Raw genomic sequence first — 20,244 nt, 5'->3', positions numbered from 1 at the left:
TATCCAGTCATACAGGCAGCCGCCGGTTGCCATGAATGGGAGACATCGCATGGAATACGGGGGATGTTGGCGCCGGCTGGGCGCGTTTTGTATTGATCAAATAATCGTATCCTTGAGCATGATTATTCCAGTGTCGATTGTGCTAACGGCCTCCTGGGCGCTCGACACTCCGGGGCCGACACTGATTTACCAGGAATTCATGCCGCTTTGTATGTTACCTGTCATGCTGGCGTACAACGTCTTTCTTGTCGCCCGCTACGGTGTGGCGCCGGGCATGTGGCTATGCAAATTAAAACTGCAGTTGCAGGACGGATCGGCCGTGACCAGCCGCGCCGCCTGGCTGCGCTACGGCGTTGTCGCCACGCTCTATCTGCTGGCAAGCCTGCCGAAACTCTGGCACTTCCTGGGGCTCTCGTTTCCTGGCCTGGCGGGGCAGACAGCCCTGTCCTTCGAGAACGCGTACGCCTGGGAGCTGTCGGCTATATTTCTTGCATTTCTCTGGATGCTCAGCGAATTTATCGTACTGATGCTGAATAAACAGCGCCGGGCCCTGCAAGACTTCATGGCCGGCACGGTCGTCGTCAAACTCCCCGCCCGCGCAACGCAAGCGCCACCGCTGGCCTCCACACCCACCTGAAAGCAGCTCCCACTTCCATGCTGAGCGGCCTGAACCACCTCACCCTGTCCGTGCGCGAACTCGAGCGCAGCATCGCGTTTTACCGCGATGCCCTGTCCCTGCGCCTGCATGCGCGCTGGGACCGGGGCGCCTACCTGTCGGCTGGCGATTTGTGGCTATGCCTGTCGCTGGACACCCAGGCGGCGGACGCGCCCCTCGCCAGCCCCGGCTACACGCACTACGCGTTGTCGATCGCTGCCGCCGACTTTGGCCCGCTCGCCGCCCGCCTGCGCGCGGCAAACGTGCCGCAATGGCAGCGCAACAGCAGCGAGGGCGACTCGCTGTATTTTCTCGACCCGGACGGCCACCGGCTGGAAGCGCATGCAGGCAGCCTGGCGCAGCGCCTGGCCGCCTGCCGTGCCGCGCCCTACACCGGCATGGTCTTCTTTGACGCATGAGGGGTGTTATCGCACACAATTGGAGCAGGACAGCAATAATTCCAAAAAAGGAGTAATATTAATCCATAAAAGGAGTTCATCATGAATCTTGCCTACGCCTACCCCAAGAGCCGCTTCGAACCGGCCGTGCTCGTCGACCTGAATGCGAAAGCCGAACGCGAACGCCTGTCGCAAGCGGCCTTGAAAGGGTTTTTCAAGCTGGCCGCCGCCTGGAAGCTGCGCGACGACGATGCGCGCGAATTGCTGGGCGGCCTGTCCAGCAGCGCCTATTACGAATGGAAGAAGCATCCGGACCGCGTGCTGGAGGTGGACCGCATCACGCGCATCTCGTATCTGCTGGGCATTTACAAGGCACTGCACATCCTGTACGGCGACAAGCTGGCCGATGAATGGGTGAGCCTGCCCAACAAAAATCCCGTGTTTGGCGGCCGCACGCCGCTGTCGCAGATGCTGGCCGGCGGCTTGCTGGCCATGCAGACGGTGCGCAAGCTGCTCGATGCGCGGCGTGGAGGGTTGTGATCTTGCCGCCCTCATCCCTTGAAAACCTGCCGCCACTGGCCGCGTTGCGCCAGATCGATACCTGCCGCTTGATCCCGTCGCGCTTTGCCGACATGGAAGACTCCGTGCTGGCGCCGCTGGCGGAAGACGACGATCACTTGCGCGAGCTGTTTGAACTCGATAACGCGACGAATGCGCGCCTGGTGGCCGAGTACGGCGGCGCGCCAGGAATTGGCGTGGACGAGCTGGTTTTTGGCGTGCCGCACTTTCGCATCATCAACGCCGCCTACACCTATGCCCGCCCGGAAGGCGCGCGTTTCAACGATGGCGAGCGGGGCGCCTGGTATTGCGCCTTCGACATGAAAACGGCGCTGGCCGAGATCATTTTCCACAAGACCGTGGAATACCAGGAAATCGATTATTTCGACGACAGCGTCAATTACCAGTCGCTGCTGGCCGATTTTTCCGCCAGCTTCCACGACTTGCGCGGCCAGGAGCGCTACCGCGCCTGCCTCGACCCGGCCAGCTATATCGCCTCGCAAGACCTGGCCGCCATCCTGCTCGAGGCCGGCTCCATGGGCATCATCTTCCCCAGCACGAGGCTGGCGGGCGGCACCAACCTGGCCTGCTTCCGCCCCGCCCTCGTGGGCAATGTTCGCAAAGGCGCCGCCTATCGGTTAACATGGCGGGGTACGCCAACGCCGCACGTGGAAATCCTGTAAAGAACCCTGTGCGGCGCGGCATCCGACTCACAGAACATTGATATTTCGCATGCAAACCAATCCTGAAAAAGACACCGAACTGCGCCTTAAAGTCAACAGCGAAACGGCCCGCCTGGCCTGGAGCGAACTGGAAAAGCACTTCGCCCAGGGCAACGTCGTCTGGGTCGCCAACGAGCTGGACCTGGTGGAAGTCGCCGTGCGCATCTCGCACGACGACAAGGCCACCATCACGCAATGGATGGCCGACGGCAAGGTCGCCAAGGTATCGGACCAGCAGGCGCTGGACTGGCAGGCGGCCGACGCGGCCCTGTGGGCCGTCGTCGTCAGCCCGTTTATCCTGGTGCAGCAGGAAAAACCCACCAAACACTAGGCACCGCGGGACAAGCGCAGCGCCGGGCGGCAAGCATGCCGGGGCGCTGCCGGGCAAGATCAGCGTACCGCCAGCGACGGCATCGCTTCACCAACTTGGCGCTCAATGAACAATATCTCGCCGCCATGCTGGCCATCACTTCCATGCCCGCATCGGCAAACCATACGTGTAGCGGACCGGTGAAGGCGTGTCGATTAACGGCCTAGGCGCCGTGGTCGCGGAGAGCATCGGGAAAGTGCAATGGGGGTTTCTGTGCAATGTGGAAACGGCCACCAACGGCATCAATCCCGCCACCTGCAAAGTGATGTACGCCACCTTGTTGGCGGCACAAGCCAGTGGCCGCAGCGTCACCTTGTGGGTCACCGATTCCGCCACGGTGTGTCCAGACTTGCCCGCGCGCTGAAGCTATGTCAGCGGCTTCAATCTTCTTCGCATGGATGACTAGTCATCCCGGCCTAGCCACTGCATTCGATACTGGAAAGACAGCCGCCTGCCGGCTCCATCGCCGCACGACCGGCCGATAGCGGCCGCGCCGCCGCGCCACATTCGGCACGCCGCTGGCCCTCCCTCCCGCACGCCTCCCTGCCGCCCCGCCAGACGCGACATGGCTATTGCATTTTTTACAAATCGCTATAAAATCACACATTTCCGAAAAACAATATTTCTTAAAATGAATATCAAACACGCAATCCTCCTCGGGGCACTGTGCGCGGCGGCACCGTTGGCCATCGCCGGCCCTGAAAGCGGACCGGTCGGTATTACGTCACTGCGGCCGTACATGAGTGAGCCCGCCAACGGCGAAGCAAGGATTTATATCTCGCTCGATAGTGACGTCTTTTGCGGGACCAACGTTTTTTCGATCGACAATACGCGCCCTGGCTCCAAGCAAGCGTACGCCGCTGCCCTGTCAGCCTTGGTGGCCGGCAAAAAAATCCAGCTGGAAGTCGATGCCTGCGCGGGTTGGGGCACGACGCTACGCTCGCTCTACATCATGCAATAACAGCGCCACGCCAGCCGCGAGGCTGGCATCGGCCGTGCCGTAGCCGCCTGGTCGCGCGGCGATGCATGAATGATCATTTCAGAAAAATACTGACTTAAAGGACACTATGCTGCGCAAATTCCTGCTTTCCGCCGTTTTCTTCTGCGGTTCCCTGTCGCTGGCGCCGGCGCATGCCGGGCCAACGTGGCAAGAGGGCGAGATATGGGACCACTCGGCGGTCGCCGGCGGCTTGCTGATACGCTTCAATCCCTCTACCACGGCATCGCCCGACAATTGTGCGGGCGCCACCTGGATGTTCATTCCCGAAGCGAGCAAGACTATCATCGCCGTCACCCTGATGTCCATTGCAAGCGGCAATCGCCGCGTGATGGTGTATACCAGCGGCAATGTGTCGGGATTTTGCACGGTCACCCAGGTTGACCCCATCAATTAAAGCGGGCTTGACCGCAGCAGGCCGGCCTGGAAAGCACTCTCCCCCACCGTGCCTGCATGCATGTTGCTCCGGCACTCAGGCGTGACCCTGCCCTCCCAGGTAGGCCGCGATCACCTTCGGATCCGTCTTTAAACTCTCGGCCGGGCCATGCACGGAGATGCTGCCGTTTTCCAGCACATAACCGTAATCGGCCACGTTCAGGGCGGCGGCGGCGAATTGCTCGACCAGCAACATGGTCACTCCTTCCGCTTTCAGGCGCGTGATGATGCGGAAGACTTCCTCCACCAGGATGGGCGCCAGGCCCATCGACGGTTCGTCGAGCAGGATCACTTCCGGATTCAGCATCACGGCGCGGGCCATGGCCAGCATCTGCTGCTCGCCGCCCGACAGCGTGCCGGCCAGCTGGTCGCGCCGCTCCTTCAGGCGCGGAAACAATTCCATGGCCTTGTCCAGGTCGCCCTTGATGTCGCCTTTCGGGCGCGCCCGCGTGAAACGGGGAAACGCCCCCAGCAGCAGGTTGTCCGTCACCGACATCGAGGCGAAGACCCTGCGCCCTTCCGGCGAATGGGCCAGCCCGGCGCGGGCGATGCGGTGCGAATCGAGGCCCGTGACGTCCTTGCCGCCCAGGGTCACGCTGCCCGACCTCGGTTTGAGCATGCCGGAAATGGCGCGCATGGTGGTGGTCTTGCCGGCCCCGTTCGACCCGATCAGGGTCACCAGCTTGCCTTTCGGCACGTCGAGCGAAATGCCGTGCAAGACTTCGACTTTGCCGTAGGCGGCGTGCAGATTATGAATGGTCAGCATGGTCTTCCTCTCAGTGCGCCACAGGGGCCAGGGTTTCAGCGCTGCCGCCCAGGTAGGCTTCGATCACTTTCGGATCGCTCTGCACGGCACTCGGCACGCCTTCCGCGATCTTCTGGCCGAAGTCGAGCACCGTCACCACGTCCGACAGCGCCATCACCACGTCCATGTGATGCTCGATCAGGATGATGGTGATGCCATGTTCGCGGATCTTGCGGATGATGGCCATCAACTCCTTGATGTCGGGCGCCGTCAGGCCCGCCGCCGGCTCGTCCAGTAGCAGCAGGCGCGGGTTCAGGCCCAGCGCGCGGCCGATTTCCAGCAGCCGCTGCTTGCCATACGGCAAGTTACGCGCCTCTTCATTGGCCAGGTCGGCCAGGCCGACGAATTCGAGGATGCTGGCGGCCCGCTCGCGCGCGGCCTTCTCTTCGCGCCGGTAACGCGGCGTGTGCAGCATCACGTCCAGCACGTTCGACTGGAAGGTGTTGTGCAAGCCCACCAGCACGTTTTCCGTCGCCGTCATCTCGCCGAACAGCTGCACGTTCTGGAAGGTGCGCGCCACGCCGCCGAGCGCGATTTCCGATGGCGTGCGGCCCGAGATCACCACGCCGGCAAATTCCACCTTGCCCGCCGTCGGCTTGTAGATGCCCGTCAGCACGTTCATCATCGTGCTCTTGCCCGAGCCGTTGGGCCCGATCAAGCCATGCACGGAACCTTGCGTCACGCTCAGGTCCACCTGGTTCAGCGCTTTCAGGCCGCCAAACTGCATCAGCGCCTGCTCCACGCGCAGCAGGGTGGCGCCTTGGGCGCCGCCTTCGGCATGGTGGAACGGGGCCACGCCGTGCGAAGCGACGGCTTCCACATGGCGCCGCCCATTGCCGACAAAGCTCATCAGGAAGCCCACGATGCCGTCCTGCAGGTAGTACACGACAAACAGGGTCATCAGGCCGAAGATGGTCAGGCGCCAGTCGACCATGTTGTCGAGCTTGTAGGAAAACGCGGCCAGGCCGATGGTGGCGACCAGCGGCACGATCACGCCGCGCACGGTCGAACGCTTTTTCGCCACCATGAACGCCGAGCCGATCACGCCCAGCACGGCGGCGGCCACGGCGATCTTGCGGAACAGTTCGATGTCCGACAGCAAGCTCGGCAGCATGACGACGATCAGGGCGCCAATCAGGGCGCCCGAGCGCGTCTTGCGCCCGCCCATGATGACGGCCAGCAAGAACAGGATCGTCAGCTCGAAGTTGTAGGTATTCGGCGAGATATACTCTTCCGAATACGCATACAGGCTGCCGGCCAGGCCCGCGAAACCGGCGCTGATGACGAAGGCGTACACCTTGTAGCGGTAGACGGACACGCCCATGCAGTCGGAGGCGATGGGGCTGTCGCGCAGCGCCTCGAAGGCCCGCCCCAGGTTCGACTTCAGGATGCGGTGCACGACGACCAGCGAAATGACCATCAGCGCGGCCACCATGTAGTAGTACTCCACTTCCGTCAATTTATGGCCGAACATGACGGGCTTGTGGATCTTGATGCCCATCGGGCCTTCCGTCAGGAAGCTCATTTCATTGATCAGGATTTGCACGATGGTGCCGAACGCCAGGGTCACCATGGCCAGGTAGGGGCCCGTCACGCGCAGGGCCGGCAAGGCCAGGATGGCGCCGAACGCGGCCGCACCGACGATGCTGGCGGGAATGGCCAGCCAGAACGGCAGGCCCAGCTTGAACACCAGCACGCCCGTGGCATACGAGCCGATGCCGAACAGGCCCGCATGGCCCAGCGACACCTGCCCCGTGTAGCCGACGACGATATCGAGGCCGAACAGCAGGATGGCGTAGATCAAAATGGTCTCGGCCAGGTGGATGTAATAGGGATTCGGAATGACGATGGGAAACAGCGCCAGCACGGCCAGTCCTGCCGCGCTCAACGCCAGCATGGTGATTTTCTTGTTCATGGCGTCCTCAGACTTTCTTGATCGCGGCTTTGCCGAACAGGCCGGACGGCTTGATGGCCAGCACCAGCAGCAACAGCAGCAGGCCAGGCACTTCCTTGTAGCCGGTGGAAATGTAATAGCCGGTGGTGGTTTCCGCGATACCCAGGATCAGGCCGCCCACGATGGCGCCCACGCCCGACGTCAGGCCGCCGATGATGGCCACGGCGAATGCCTTCAGGCCCAGCGATGCGCCCATGGTGGCGCCCGTCAGTGTCAGCGGCGCCACCAGCACGCCCGCAAACGCGGCCGTGGCAGAGGACAGCGCATACGAAAACGTGATGACCATGCCCGTATTGATGCCCATCAGCCCGGCCGCGTCGCGGTCGTTCGCCGTGGCCACCACGGCCTTGCCATAGATCGACTTGCGGTTGAACACCTCGACGGCCAGCATGATGGCCAGCGCGCCGATGATGACGGCCACCTGCATCTGCTGCACGTTGGCGCCGAAGACCTGGAACGGCGCGGCCGACAGCGGCGAGGGGAACATCAGGTCATCCTTGCCCCAGATGTTTTCCGCCACGTTCTTGAAGATGATGGCCAGCGCGATGGTCGACATGATCCAGCCGAATTCGGACTTGATCTTGATGGCGGGCCGCACGCCGATCCACTCGACGAACACGCCCTGCAGAGCGCCGAAGGCGATGACGATGGGAATCATCAGCAGGTAGCTCATGTAGGGGCCGCCGTGGATGCTGCCCACCAGCGACAGGCCCACCAGCGCGCCCAGCATCAGCGATTCGCCCTGGCCGAAATTGAGCGTGCCAGAGGTGGCAAAGGTCAGCTGGTAGCCGAAGGCGATGACGGCATAGATCATGCCCAGCGCGACGCCGCTGAAGACAAGCTGCAGGAAGATTTCCATGGTATTCCCCGAAAGACGAACGATACAAAAATGGCCAGCCTTGAATCCTCAAGCTGGCCATTCCACGGCGATGGATGGACTATCCGCCCGTTACTTGGCGAGGACCACTTTGCCATCCTTGACTTCGCCAAACACCGTCAGCTCCGCCGTGATCGCTTCGTGGTTGGTCTTGCTGAACGGCTTGCTGTAGGTGGTGACGGCGCCTTCCACTTTTTCGTTCAGGTTTTCCAGCGCCGCGCGCACTTTCGGGCCGTCCGTGCCGCCGGCTTGCGTGATGGCCGCGGCCAGCAGGTAAATCGAGTCATAGCCTTGCGCGGCGGACACGGCCGACGGCATGCGGCCGCCCGATGGCTTGTAGGCGGCGACATAGCCGTCGATGAAGGCCTTGCGCTTCGGCGTGGTAGGGTCCTGGATGAAGGTTTGCGGCATGCGCGTGCCATTGCCGTTCTTGCCCGCGTTATCGATGAAGTTGCCCATGGCCAGGGTCCAGCTGCCGATCAGCGGCACTTTCCAGCCCAGTTTTTCCATGCCGTTGGCGATCTGCGCCAGTTCCGGGCCGATGCCATAGGTCAGCACCACTTCCGCGCCCGCCTGCTTCGCTTTCAGCAACTGGGCCGTCATGTCGACGTCCTTGATATTGTATTTTTCAATGGCGACAGGCTTGATGCCTTTCGCGTCGAGCGCTTTTTCCAGGTCAGCACGGCCCAGCTGGCCATAGTTGGTGGAATCGGCCAGGATCGCCACTTTCTTGAACTTGCGGCGGTCGACGGCTTCCTCGACGATCATGTGCGACTGGATCTGGTCGTTGGCGGCATTGCGGAAGATGTAGTTTTCAGGCTGGTCGGCAAACTGCTTGGTAACGATGGAACCCGTTGCCACGTTGTTAATCACGGGAATCTTGGCTTCCTGGTAGAAACGCTGGGAAGCGAGGGCCACGCCCGTATTGATGTAGCCGACAGTGGCGGCGACCTTTTCCTTGTTGATCAGTTCCTGGGCAATCTGCACGCCGCGCTCGTTCTTCGCTTCATCGTCGCGCTCGATCAGCAGCAGCGAACGGCCCAGTACGCCGCCCTTGGCATTGATTTCGGCGACCGCCAGCTTCACGCCGTCGCGCATCGACACGCCCATCGGCGCGGAACCGCCCGTGAACGGACCGGACACGCCAATCTTGATGGGGTCGGCTGCGACAGCCATTTGCGAGAAACCCAAAACCAAACTTGCCACGAGCAACTTCTGTTTGAAATTCATTTGTCATCTCCTGTGATACAACGTTTTTAATGCCACTTATTTTTATAGTCGTACGCTGGATAACCGCCCCATCGATAAATCATTGTAGGTTAGTAAACATGCTCCAGCAACAACTACATATGACGCGTCGCAGCATGTGTAAAACAGCCAATTGCTTGTCTGCTGTCAGACTTCTGTAAGGAAAATATGACGCAAATTGGCGCACTCTGCGCCATCGGGCAACACGTTTGTGGCAAAACGCGACAGCCGGGACGGGTGCTGGCAGCGATTCTTCCGTGCACTGATCTGGCGCAATGCTGCCACTGTCCAGCATGCTAAGGTCGGCCATGCCAGCGCTCAAGCGCGGCCCCGTCCAGCCACTCCTACCGCATGGAGGCAATATGCAGCGCCCGTCGAAACCATCCCTTTCCACCGCGCTGCGCCCGCCTGCCGCGGCCTTGCTGGCGAGTCTGCTGGCCAGCCTGCTGCTGGGCGGCTGCGCGAGCAAGCTGGCGCCCGTGCGCACGTTCGCCGAACAGACGCAAAAGCTGTCGGTGCACTTCGAACCGATGCTCGCTGGCAGCGTCAACAGCTGCACGGACAAGGCCATGCGCAAGCGCCTGATCATGGCCGAGCGCTTCGATGCGCAGGCGAGCGAACAGGCCGCGCGCGCCGATTGCGCGGCCATCGCGCAGGCCAGCCTGTCGATCGCCGGCCTCAATGACGTGCTGCTGCGCTACGCGCACACGCTGGCGGCGCTGGCCGACGAGAAGCTGCCCGTCTACCAGGAGGAATTTGCGGGGCTGGGCGACGCGCTGGGCGGCCTCGCCCAGCCCGGTGCCGGCGCTCCCCTGCTGGACGCGGACAAGCTGGAAAAAGTCGTGAAGCTGAGCGAACTGCTGAGCCGCCTGGCCACGCAGCGCCTGCAAAAGTCGGCCTTGCGCGAACTGCTCGAGCAGCAGGACGCCGTGAATATCGTCAGCGATGCGCTGAAGGACTATGCGCAGCGCAGCTACCGCGCCGGGCTGCAGGATGAATTGCGCGACCTGGCCCTGCTGCGCGGCGCCGTCGATGGCGCCGCCGCGCGCGAACCGCTGGCCGCCAACTACATCCGCACCCGCCTGCACCAGGAAGGCAAGCAGCTGCAGGAAAGGGAAAAGATCGTCGTCGCCTATGTGCGCGCCGTCGAGTCGCTGCAAGCGAGCGTGGCCGCGCTGCGCGCGCATATCGGCCGCCTGCAGGAACCGGAGCTGGAAACGCAGCTGGCGCAGTTTGCGCGCCACGTCGACGCCCTGCAGCGGCAAGCCGTTTTCTACGCCCCCGTCCGCTGGTAAGCGGCGCGTCCACTGGAGAATCCCATGGCCCAACTGACCGAACTGACGAAGGACGAATCGTTCGCCATCGCCGACAGCCTGGCGCAGGCATCGAGCCTGGTGCTGGAATTGCGCATCCGCGCCCGCCCCGCGCTGTCGGCGGAGGAACGCGCGCTGCTGGAACAATACGAGCACCACCTGGACCAGATGGTGTCGCTGTTCCGCGCCTTCGGCATCGTGCTGATCGCCGAGGGTGCCGAGCAGGCGCGCGGCGACATCGACGCCGCCATCGCCAAAGGCAAGGCGCAGCTCAAGCGCATCGCCGACGTCAAGGCCGCCATCCACGCCGCGGCCAGGCTGGTCGACCTGGGCGCGGCCATCCTGTCGCGCGACCCGTTCGCCATCGGCGAGGCGGCGGCGGCCTTGCGCGCCAAGCCGAAGAAGGACGAGGCGGCCTGACCCGGCCAGCAGGCAAGCGGCTTACTCGATGCTGAGCACGCCCTGATCCGAACTCAGGTGCGTGCCCGGCCCTGGCACCACCTCGACCAGGCTGCGGGCGAACGCGCCGGCCGCGGGCGCCGACGTCAGCGCATAATGGACGCCAGGCTTCAAGCCCGTGGCCAGGATGGCGCCGGCCGCCAGCGGCGAAGTCCAGTCCATGCGGGCGGCGGGCGTCACGTCGCGGTTGAACAGCACGTGCAGCTGACTGCCCAGCAACAGCGCCTCGGTGTTGGCCGCGGCCGCCAGGCGCCGCGTATCGGGCGGCTGGGCCGTGCCGCTGGCGCCATCGTTGTCGGCAACAAACAGCGTGTGCAGGAAATACTCGGGCGCATTGGCCGCCGGTGCCGTTGCCGAGGTGACTTCCAGGCGCCAAACACCCACATCCTCATTCGTGGTTTTTTGCTCGCTCGTCTGCGGCGCATGGTTGAACCACAGATCGCTGCCATCGGCCTGGCGGCGGCGCACCATGAAGCGGCAATCGCCGCTGCTGGCCCATTGTTCGTTCGCCTTGACCGGGCTCATCTGCCGACACACGGTGCCGTCATGATCGAGGCCGCCGACCTTGTGCACGACGGCATTTTCCGGCAGCACGGTTTGCACGATCAGCATGCCCTCGCCGTTGCGCACGGTGGCGATGCGCCGCTGTCCCTCACTGTAGCCGAGCTTGTAGTGCCCATCGCCGAGATTGCTCGTATTGGCCGTATTGGCCACCGGGTCATGCGCCGTATGCAGCAAAAAGGTGGCTGGCAAGCCACGCTTGCTGCGCACGCTGTCGAAGACCAGCGTCACGGGCTTGGGCCAGAACGCCGGCTGGCGCAGAAACAGGACTTGGCGCACGAAACCGTTATTCCGGTCCAGCCTGGTCGCCGAATAAGCCTTGCTGGCATTGCCGCTGGTATAGGTATATTCCGGCGTATTTTCATAGCGCACGATGCCATCGAGCGCATTCACGCCGCCAGGCTGGATCTCGTCGATTGTCGGATAGCTCTGTTGCCGCGCCTGCAGCCACTGCCCGCCATCGCGGCTCAGGCCGCTCACGCCGTTCATGAGCAGCTCCGTCGCATCGTCCACCGTATCGTAGACCGTGATCGTGTTATGCGCCACGCTGCGCGTGTAGTAATTCCACCAGTGCACGCTTTCATAGCTGTCATACAAGCCCGTATCGAGCAGCAAGGGCGCCTTGTAATACAGCGAAAAGCTGTTCTGGTCCGCGTGCTGGTGATTCTGCGCCGCGAACGACGATGATTTGAAGTCCAGCACGGTGGCCTGCGCATAATCCCAGCTGTCGCGCATCAGCACCTGGCCCGAGACCCTGAAATGGCGCGCCAGCGGCAGGCCTGGTATCGGCGCGGGCGCCACCGGGGTTGGCCAGAACAGGCGCTCCAGGATCTCGTCGCCACCGCCGCGACGCGTCGCGACCTGCTCGCGATAGAAGGACCAGGCGACGCCATCGCCGCCAACGCTGGCCACGCCACGCGCCAATTGCCCGAGCAGTGGATTGCCTACGGGGAAATCATAGTTGTCGCCGCTGGAAGGGAACAGGCCGTCGCTGCGCAAGCCGTAGATATAGGGATACAGCAACTGATCCTGCCAGTCCGCCTGCAACAGCGGCGTGCCGTCGCCATTGTCGAGCGCCGTGCGCCACAACAGCAAGCGCTCAGGGATGCTCGACACGCCATACGCAAAGCCCATCTGGTGGCCGCCATCGGCGGAAATGGCGGCGCGCGCGGCCATGAAACCCTTGTCGAAATGCGCATACGCCGTGTCGATCATCGGCACGACTTCGGGGTGCTCCTCGGCGATGGCCAGCAAGCCCAGCGCCATGTTCGTCACGGCACTGAAGGCGTGGCCGCTGACATAGTAATTGGCAATCGAGGGCGTCGCGCCGCGGTTCCAGTGTTCGTACACGGGTTTCTGCTCGCAATCGAAGACCGTGCTCGTGTCGCGCAAATGCTGCCCGCTGCCGCACATGGACGCCACCAGGTGATCATGTGCCGGCAGCGTATTTTCCGCCGCTATCGTCTCCTTGATTCTCTGCGCCAGCATGTTCCGGTACGGCCCCGTGCCGAGCGCGGCGGGCACATTCACGCTGCCCATCAAGTCATATAGCCAGTCATACATCAGCCCCATGGCGGCCACCCTGCCCCCCATCGACCATTCATTGCCGGCGGGAAGTGGGCTCGCCAGCAGCATGTCCGCGTACGTCAGCAGGCCCTGCCTGTACTTGTCCTTTTCCGTCAGCAACCATGCCATGGACAGCAATTGCGCGCTTTCATAGATCGTCCCGCGATGCCCGGTGGCCACCTTGCACGATTTCGGAAAAGCGGCCGACGTGGGCGCGATCGTGGCGCAGCTATGGATTTCCGCCAGGCGCCTGTCTGCCGCATAGATAAATGCATTCCAGGCGGTATTGAGACCCGTATCCCGGGTGGGATAGCCGATCAATGCCGTGCCCTGCCCGTCGCGCAGGACGAAATCCTGCATGTCTTCCTTGTACCGGCCGCCGAGGCTGAATATCTGCGCATCCGCCTGCCACTCGACGGGCACGCCCAGGGCCGTATTCCAGATGGTGGGAATGGCGACATCGTTCACCGTCAGCCCGACCCGGTGCGCCTGGCTATCCCATGAAAATTTCATCCTGGACAGCACGCCTGGCGTCAAGTTGACCTGCGTGCTCGAGGCATACACGCCATTCTTCAGCAATGCGAACTGGACACCCACCGTCCCCTTGCTTCCCGCCACGGCCGGCACATCCCATCCATCCACATGGCGTATCAGAATCGTATTGCCAACACTGACGTGCTGGCCGAAAATGTTTTGATTCACCCCGTCGCGGCTATCCTTGTGCTGTGCCAGCAACTGAAAACTGATGCTGCCCCTGGTGGCGGGGAAACGCGCGGCGGGGTAATAAGGCAGTTGTGCCTTGAGAAGATCAAAGCCGGCCTGGCTGACAAACAGCTTCGGATGGCCCGTCTTGACGGGCGCGGGCAGTTGCGCCATCGCGGCAGACGCCGCCATCGCCAGCACGCCCAGGCCCGCATGCAGCCATCGTTTGCCTGGCCGACGCGCGGGAACCTGACAACCGGATTGCCTTGCCATTGCTTGCATTGCCATGCGTTTCCTCTATTTTCATCATGAAGTTATCAAAAAAATACTTCCCGCATACTGCCACGAATCTTTTGAAAACAACAATAACTGAGCGCCAACAGTGAAAAATAGAGAAGAAAATATAAGCAATGGCCTTATTTAATGGAATAAATATATCTTGAGAAAAATAAGCAATGCTCGGCTCACATCATCAAGGTTCGGCGGCCCGGTGCCCCATCGCATGCGTCGCCATTTTCAGGTACAGGTTCGCCAGCTCTTCGCTGTGCGCATAGCCCATCCTGCCTTCGCCCACGGCGACGGATTTTTGCTGCAACGCTTCCGGGTATTCGAGCTCGCAGGCGGCATCGAGCCAAAAGCGCGCCTTGTCCTCGTCGCTGTCCAGCAGCATGTTCGCCACGATGAACATGGCCGGCGCCACCTGACGCTGCGCGGCCAGTTGCAGCCAGTGCAAGGCGGCGCCGCTGTCCTGCGCGCCGCCCATGCCGTTCTTCAGCATCAGGCCCAGATAATATGCGGCCGCGCCGCTGCCCTGCCCCGCCGCCTGCCGGAACAGCGCACGCGCGGCCGGCTGCGATGCTGCGCCGGCGCGCATCAGCGCCTTCGCCTGCACCACTTGCGCGGCGGGATCGGCGCCGGCCTGCGCCAGCGGCGACGCCAGGGGGGAAGCCAGGGCGGCCGCCAGCAGCCAAGCCGTCAGCTTCATTTCGACAGGTCGAGCTGGTACAGCGCAAAGCCCTTGCCAGCACCATCGTCGGCCTTCAGCTGCGTGACGTTGGCGATGCCGGCCGCCTTGGCCAGTTCGATGACGTTCGGCGCCGAATGGAAGACCACGGGGCCTTTCGTGGCGGCCCTGGCGAAGCGCCAGCTGCGCGCCGAGCCGTTTTTCGCGCGCGTCAGGTGTTTTTCCTGCGTGACGTAGGCGATCAGCAGTTCGCGGTTGTTGTCGGGCGAGGCCACCACCGTCTTGCTGCCATCGAGGCCGGGGAAATTGCCGCCGCCGCTGGCGCGGTAATTATTCGTCGCGATGAGGAATTCCTGGCTGGAGTCCACCGGCTTGCCCTGGTACGTCAGCCCCTGGATGCGATGCCCTGGCGGCTGCGTGATGTCGATCTGGTAGCGCACGTCGGCGCTGGTGATGGCGTCGAAGTTGTAGCTCGGGTGGGCCGTGTTGACCAGTTCCTGCGGCTCGGTCTTGTTGACATCGATGGTATTGAAGCGCCGCGCCGACTGTTCCAGCCAGGCCTTCAGTTCCGCGCCATTCATCTTCACGCCGTACAGCGCGTTCGGGTACAGGTACAGGTCGGCCGCGTTATTCAGCGCCACGTTGCCCGCCTTGACGTCCGTGTAATCAGATACGCCGGCCGAGCCGCTCTTGAACGGCGACGACATCGACAGCACGGGCAAGTGCGCATACTGCGGCAGGTTGGCCTTCACGTAGGCGGCCAGGTAGCCCGATTGCGCCTGGTTCACCACTTCGATGGCGCTGACGTCGCCCACGTCGGCGAAATACGTCGACATGCGGAAGTCGGTGGCGCCCACGGGCGTCTGCACGTAGGCGATGGTCGCCGCGTGCTCTTCCGCCACCAGCCTGGCGATGGCCGCATCGGGCGCCACATAGCTCTTGTCCGCGTTCTGGATGCCGCGTGCTTCCACCGTGGTCTGCGCCTTGTCGACGACCCACTGCCGGCCGTCGTGGCGCAGGCGCAAGCCGATCACGCCCAGGTGCTTGCCCCACAGATTGGCCATCACGGTGGGCACGCCGTTGACCGTGCCTTTGACCTTGTCGACGCCGGGCAAATTGAACTGCGGCACGGTGCTCGTGGCGTTCGGGAACAGCTGGTGCGAATGGCCGATCAGCATGGCGTCCACGCCCGGCACTTGCGACAGGTAGTAATTGCCGTTTTCCATGGTCGGCGAATACGGGCTGTCATCGAGGCCGCCGTGCGAGATGGCCACCACCAGCTCGGCGCCCCTGGCGCGCATCTCGGGGATGAATTTTTCCGCCGTCTCGCGCACGCCCTGCGTGTAGACGCGCCCTTCCAGCCAGCGCTTGTCCCACGCCATGATGGTCGGCGGCGCAAAGCTGATGATGCCCACCTTGACCGTGCTCGTGACGGGCTGGCCATCGGGGCCGGTGGCCGTGATCTGCTTGGCGATGATGTGATACGGCGCGAACAGCGGCTTGCCGCTCTTGACGCTGTAGACGTTGGCCAGCACTTGCGGGAATTGCGGGCCGGCGCAGCGCGGCTTGGCCGCATCGACGCTGTCGACGTCGAACTGGTTGCCCGTCACCTGGCTCAGGAACGCCAGGCCGTAGTTGAATTCATGGTTGCCGATGCCGCCGCCGTCCACTTTCAGCAAATTCATGGCCTTGTAGATGGCCAGCGTCTGGTCGCAGGCCAGCGGTTTTACCAGCGCCTGGTAGTCGGCCAGCGCCGTGCCCTGGATGGTGTCGCCGTTGTCGAGCAACAGCGTGTTCGGGAATTCGGCGCGCGCCTGCGCGATCAGGGCCGCCGTGCGTTCCAGGCCGATCGACGGCTCCGCCTGCAGCTTGTAATAGTCATAACTGAGCACGTTCGCGTGCAAATCCGTCGTCTCCAGCAGGGCCAGGGTGGCGCTGCTGCCGGCCGGCGCGGCCGATGGCGCGTGGATAGGGCTGTTGGCGGCGGGCGGCAAGGCGCCGCAGCCGGCCAGCAGCAGCGGTAACAGGGCGAGACGGGGGAGCTGGCGCAGGGGGTGGCACATGAGGATTCCTGTGGAAAGACAATATCGCCAGCATCATACGCAGCACGGCAGCGGCCATCAAGGCATAAAACAGCCGTGACGCTGGGTAGAACATTGTCGTAAATGCAGCAAATTAGTGCTTTTATTGCTGCGCGCGCCACCGATTCGGCGCCACCGGCATCGGAAACGGCCCGCGCTCGCGTATAATTCAGGGTTTGATTTCACCATAGAAGACCAGAACATTATGGAAGCCGAACGCATCAATCTCATCTCCGCCCTGCTCTCCGACCTCACGGTCCGCGAAGCCGAACTTCGGAGGTATCTTTGACTTCACTGTCAAGTCGGAGAAACTAGAGCAAGTCAACGAAGAACTGGAAGATCCTACCGTCTGGAACGATCCCAAGCGCGCCCAGGACCTCGGCAAGGAGAAGAAGGCGCTGGAAGCCATCGTCTTCACGCTGACCAAGGCCGACGCCGACCTGCGCGACACGAAGGACCTGTTCGACATGGCCCGTGAAGAGGGCGACGAAGAGACGCTGGAAGCGATCGAGCAAGACGTGCAGGAAATCCGCAAGGTCATCGAAAGCATGGAGTTCCGCCGGATGTTCAACAATCCGATGGATCCGAACAACTGCTTCATCGACATCCAGGCCGGCGCCGGCGGTACGGAAGCCCAGGACTGGGCCTCGATGCTGCTGCGCCAGTACCTGCGCTATTGCGAACGCAAGGGCTTCAAGGTCGAGATCCTCGAGCAGTCCGACGGCGAGGTGGCCGGCATCAAGACGGCCACGCTGAAGGTCGAGGGCGACCACGCCTACGGCTTCCTGCGCACGGAAACGGGCGTGCACCGCCTGGTGCGCAAGTCGCCATTCGACTCGGCCAACGGCCGCCATACCTCGTTTACGTCGCTGTTCGTGTATCCGGAGGTCGACGATTCGATCGAGATCGACGTCAACCCGGCCGATATCCGCGTCGACACCTACCGCGCGTCGGGCGCCGGTGGTCAGCACATCAATAAAACCGACTCCGCCGTCCGCATGACCCACGCGCCGACCGGCATCGTGGTGCAGTGCCAGAACGACCGTTCGCAGCACCGCAACCGCGCCGAAGCGATGGAAATGCTGAAAGCCAAGCTGTACGAGCACGAACTGCGCAAGCGCATGAGCGAGCAGCAAAAGCTGGAAGACTCGAAGACGGACGTGGGCTGGGGTCACCAGATCCGCTCCTACGTGCTGGACCAGTCGCGCATCAAGGATTTGCGCACCGGTTTCGAGACGGGCAATACCAAGGGCGTGCTCGATGGCGACATCGACGACTTCATCTCCGCCTCGCTGAAACAGGGCGTGTAAGGATGAACGCCTCCGCTCCGGCAGTGGCGCAGCGTGCCTTCCTGTTCGACATGGATGGCACGATCGTCGACAACATGGCCTTCCACACGCAATCGTGGCTGGCGTTCTTCGAACGCCAGGGCCATGCGCTGGACGCGGACGCCTTCTTCCGCGACACGGCAGGACGGCAGGGACACGAAATCATCGCCAAATACCTGGGCGAGGATGCCGACCATGTCACCCTGCTGGCCGAAAAGGAAGTCGTCTACCGCGAGCTGTATGGCCCGCACCTGGCCACGGTGGCCGGTTTCGACCAGCTGATCGCCAGCGCACGCCAGGCCGGCGTCGGGCTGGTGGTGGGCACGGCGGCGCCGAACGAGAATATCGCGTTCACGCTCGACGGCCTGGACCTGCGCCACCGCTTCGACGCCATCGTCGGCGCCGCCGACGTGGAACGGGGCAAGCCGCATCCGGACGTTTTCCTGAAAGGCGCGCAGCTGGCCGGCGCACTGCCGCAGCACTGCATCGTCTTCGAAGACGCGCCCCTGGGCGTGGAAGCGGCGCGCCGCGCCGGCATGCGGGTCGTGGTCCTGACCACCACCCTGCCGGCCGACGCGTTTGCCGCATTCGACAACATCATCTGCATCGCGCAGGACTTCAGCCAACTCGATGTCGAGGCGCTGTTCGCCAGCCAGCCGGCAGCGTTTGCCGCCGGCACGCCAACGACATAACCATCAATCATCAATCACGAAGAACACCATGACTACGGATATCCAAGAACAAGCCGCCGCCCCCGATGAAAACAAGATCATCGCCGAGCGCCGCGCCAAGCTGGCCGCACTGCGCGAACAAGGCGTCGCCTTCCCGAACGATTTCCGCCCTGAGCACAAGGCGGCCGATCTGCACGCGCAATACGACGGCAAGTCGCGTGAAGAGCTGGAAGAGAACCCCGTACACGTGGTGCTGGCCGGCCGCATGATGCTCAAGCGCGAAGCGGGCAAGAAAGCCGCCTTCGCCACCCTGCAGGACGCTTCCGGCCCGAAGGCCGACGGCCGCATCCAGATCTACGCCACGCTGGATCTCACCGGCGAAGCGGCCATGGCCGCCCTGCACCACTATGACCTGGGCGATATCCTGGGCGTGCAAGGCACCTTGTTCAAGACCAAGACGGACGAACTGACCATCAAGGTCACGCAACTGCGCCTGATCACCAAGTCGCTGCGCCCGCTGCCGGACAAATTCCACGGCCTGGCCGACCAGGAAACGAAGTACCGCCAGCGCTACGTCGACCTGATCATGAACGAAGAGACGCGCCGCACCTTCAAGGCGCGTACCGCCGCCATCTCGTCGATCCGCCGCTTCATGGAAAAGAACGAGTTCATGGAAGTGGAAACGCCGATGCTGCACACGATCCCGGGCGGCGCCGCGGCAAAGCCGTTCATCACGCACCACAATGCGCTCGACATGCAGATGTTCCTGCGCATCGCGCCCGAACTGTACCTGAAGCGCCTGGTCGTCGGCGGCTTCGACCGCGTGTTCGAGATCAACCGCAACTTCCGCAACGAAGGCGTGTCGATCCGTCACAACCCTGAATTCACGATGATGGAATTCTACGCGGCCTACACCGACTACAAATGGCTGATGGACTTCACGGAAGCCGTCATCCGCCAGGCCGCCATCGACGCGCACGGCACCGCCACGCTGACCTATGGCGGCCGCGAACTGGACCTGGCAAAACCGTTCCATCGCCTGACCATCGTCGAAGCGATCAACAAATATGCTCCAGGCTACACGCCGGAACAGTTGAACGATGCCGAATTCATCAAGGAAGAGCTGAAAAAATTCGGCGTCAAGCCGTTCGCCACGGCCGGCCTGGGCGCGCTGCAACTGGCGCTGTTCGAGGAAACGGCCGAAGCGCAGCTGTGGGAACCGACCTACATCATCGACTACCCGGTCGAAGTGTCGCCACTGGCGCGCGCTTCCGACACGGTGGCCGGCATCACCGAACGCTTCGAGCTGTTCATGGTGGGCCGCGAGATCGCCAACGGCTTCTCCGAGTTGAACGACGCGGAAGACCAGTCGGCCCGCTTCCTGGCGCAGGTAGCGGCCAAGGACGCCGGCGATGAAGAGGCGATGTTCTACGACGCCGACTACATCCGCGCGCTGGAATACGGCATGCCGCCAGCCGGCGGCTGCGGCATCGGCATCGACCGCCTGATGATGATCATCACGGATTCGCCGAACATCCGCGACGTCCTCCTGTTCCCGCACCTGCGCCGCGAAGAATAAG

The 20,244-nt window shown here is 62.9% G+C and carries 20 protein-coding genes; 13 read left to right on the top strand and 7 right to left on the bottom strand.

Annotated elements, in window-relative coordinates; genetic code table 11:
- The first annotated feature begins 112 nt into the window (after window positions 1–112).
- The 8 genes from YQ44_RS09985 (at window position 113) to YQ44_RS09950 (ending at window position 4,097) form a co-directional block, all read left to right on the top strand.
- Complete coding sequence (locus YQ44_RS09985) at window positions 113–637, top strand: RDD family protein (protein WP_232251228.1); 525 nt, start codon at window positions 113–115, stop codon at window positions 635–637.
- A gap of 17 nt (window positions 638–654) precedes the next feature.
- Window positions 655–1,074: a fosfomycin resistance glutathione transferase gene (fos, locus tag YQ44_RS09980; RefSeq protein WP_071323245.1), complete on the top strand. Its 420-nt coding sequence runs from the start codon at window positions 655–657 to the stop codon at window positions 1,072–1,074.
- An 81-nt stretch (window positions 1,075–1,155) separates the two neighbouring features.
- Window positions 1,156–1,593, top strand: coding sequence for an MbcA/ParS/Xre antitoxin family protein (locus tag YQ44_RS09975; protein ID WP_034755432.1), 438 nt, complete (start codon window positions 1,156–1,158; stop codon window positions 1,591–1,593).
- A 2-nt stretch (window positions 1,594–1,595) separates the two neighbouring features.
- Window positions 1,596–2,294: an RES family NAD+ phosphorylase gene (locus YQ44_RS09970; RefSeq protein WP_071326379.1), complete on the top strand. Its 699-nt coding sequence runs from the start codon at window positions 1,596–1,598 to the stop codon at window positions 2,292–2,294.
- A 49-nt stretch (window positions 2,295–2,343) separates the two neighbouring features.
- Window positions 2,344–2,664 (top strand): DUF2288 domain-containing protein, encoded by a 321-nt coding sequence (locus tag YQ44_RS09965; protein WP_070304968.1) that lies wholly within the window; start codon window positions 2,344–2,346, stop codon window positions 2,662–2,664.
- 235 nt (window positions 2,665–2,899) lie between these two features.
- A complete protein-coding gene (locus YQ44_RS09960) occupies window positions 2,900–3,067 on the top strand; it encodes a hypothetical protein (RefSeq protein ID WP_156894761.1) in 168 nt (55 codons plus the stop codon).
- A 201-nt stretch (window positions 3,068–3,268) separates the two neighbouring features.
- Window positions 3,269–3,664, top strand: coding sequence for a hypothetical protein (locus YQ44_RS09955; RefSeq protein ID WP_198043902.1), 396 nt, complete (start codon window positions 3,269–3,271; stop codon window positions 3,662–3,664).
- A gap of 106 nt (window positions 3,665–3,770) precedes the next feature.
- Window positions 3,771–4,097, top strand: a complete 327-nt coding sequence (locus YQ44_RS09950) for a hypothetical protein (protein WP_071323242.1) — start codon at window positions 3,771–3,773, stop codon at window positions 4,095–4,097.
- A gap of 75 nt (window positions 4,098–4,172) precedes the next feature.
- Here the strand turns inward: YQ44_RS09950 and YQ44_RS09945 are convergent, their stop codons facing one another.
- The 4 genes from YQ44_RS09945 to YQ44_RS09930 form a co-directional block, all read right to left on the bottom strand.
- Entirely contained in the window at window positions 4,173–4,901 is a 729-nt protein-coding gene (locus YQ44_RS09945; RefSeq protein WP_071323241.1) for an ABC transporter ATP-binding protein, read from the bottom strand.
- Between the two features lie 10 nt (window positions 4,902–4,911).
- On the bottom strand, window positions 4,912–6,855 hold the full coding sequence (locus tag YQ44_RS09940; RefSeq protein ID WP_071323240.1) for a branched-chain amino acid ABC transporter ATP-binding protein/permease: 1,944 nt from the start codon (window positions 6,853–6,855) through the stop codon (window positions 4,912–4,914).
- Between the two features lie 7 nt (window positions 6,856–6,862).
- Window positions 6,863–7,753 (bottom strand): branched-chain amino acid ABC transporter permease, encoded by an 891-nt coding sequence (locus YQ44_RS09935; RefSeq protein ID WP_071323239.1) that lies wholly within the window; start codon window positions 7,751–7,753, stop codon window positions 6,863–6,865.
- Between the two features lie 90 nt (window positions 7,754–7,843).
- Window positions 7,844–9,001, bottom strand: coding sequence for an ABC transporter substrate-binding protein (locus YQ44_RS09930; protein WP_071323238.1), 1,158 nt, complete (start codon window positions 8,999–9,001; stop codon window positions 7,844–7,846).
- Window positions 9,002–9,381: 380 nt separating this feature from the next.
- Here YQ44_RS09930 and YQ44_RS09925 point away from each other — a divergent pair, with 380 nt between their 5' ends.
- A complete protein-coding gene (locus tag YQ44_RS09925) occupies window positions 9,382–10,314 on the top strand; it encodes a hypothetical protein (protein ID WP_071323237.1) in 933 nt (310 codons plus the stop codon).
- A gap of 24 nt (window positions 10,315–10,338) precedes the next feature.
- A complete protein-coding gene (locus YQ44_RS09920; protein WP_071323236.1) occupies window positions 10,339–10,752 on the top strand; it encodes a hypothetical protein in 414 nt (137 codons plus the stop codon).
- Between the two features lie 21 nt (window positions 10,753–10,773).
- On the opposite strand, the gene YQ44_RS09915 is transcribed toward YQ44_RS09920, so the two are convergent.
- The 3 genes from YQ44_RS09915 to YQ44_RS09905 all read right to left on the bottom strand — a co-directional run bounded on the left by YQ44_RS09915 (window position 10,774) and on the right by YQ44_RS09905 (window position 16,647).
- Window positions 10,774–13,812 (bottom strand): heparinase II/III domain-containing protein, encoded by a 3,039-nt coding sequence (locus tag YQ44_RS09915; protein WP_071323235.1) that lies wholly within the window; start codon window positions 13,810–13,812, stop codon window positions 10,774–10,776.
- A 280-nt stretch (window positions 13,813–14,092) separates the two neighbouring features.
- Window positions 14,093–14,605 carry a sel1 repeat family protein gene (locus tag YQ44_RS09910; protein WP_071323234.1) on the bottom strand — a complete coding sequence of 171 codons (513 nt, stop codon included), beginning with the start codon at window positions 14,603–14,605 and terminating at the stop codon, window positions 14,093–14,095.
- Window positions 14,602–16,647 carry a bifunctional 2',3'-cyclic-nucleotide 2'-phosphodiesterase/3'-nucleotidase gene (locus YQ44_RS09905; protein WP_071323233.1) on the bottom strand — a complete coding sequence of 682 codons (2,046 nt, stop codon included), beginning with the start codon at window positions 16,645–16,647 and terminating at the stop codon, window positions 14,602–14,604. Before YQ44_RS09905 ends, YQ44_RS09910 begins: the two co-directional genes overlap by 4 nt.
- 223 nt (window positions 16,648–16,870) lie before the next feature.
- On the opposite strand from YQ44_RS09905, the gene prfB reads away from it, so the two are divergent.
- The 3 genes from prfB (at window position 16,871) to lysS (ending at window position 20,243) form a co-directional block, all read left to right on the top strand.
- Window positions 16,871–17,975, top strand: a protein-coding gene (gene prfB / locus YQ44_RS09895) for a peptide chain release factor 2 (RefSeq protein WP_156894760.1) whose coding sequence is annotated in 2 segments (ribosomal slippage) — window positions 16,871–16,951 and window positions 16,953–17,975 — 1,104 coding nt in all. Because the reading frame shifts where the segments join, the coding sequence is not laid out codon by codon here.
- A 2-nt stretch (window positions 17,976–17,977) separates the two neighbouring features.
- Window positions 17,978–18,685 (top strand): HAD family hydrolase, encoded by a 708-nt coding sequence (locus tag YQ44_RS09890; protein ID WP_071323231.1) that lies wholly within the window; start codon window positions 17,978–17,980, stop codon window positions 18,683–18,685.
- A gap of 28 nt (window positions 18,686–18,713) precedes the next feature.
- Complete coding sequence (lysS, locus tag YQ44_RS09885) at window positions 18,714–20,243, top strand: lysine--tRNA ligase (protein WP_071323230.1); 1,530 nt, start codon at window positions 18,714–18,716, stop codon at window positions 20,241–20,243.
- Window position 20,244 lies beyond the last annotated feature (1 nt).

Source organism: Janthinobacterium sp. 1_2014MBL_MicDiv (assembly GCF_001865675.1).
In the GTDB taxonomy this organism is placed as follows: domain Bacteria; phylum Pseudomonadota; class Gammaproteobacteria; order Burkholderiales; family Burkholderiaceae_D; genus Janthinobacterium.
This window is presented reverse-complemented; position numbering and strand designations above follow the sequence as displayed.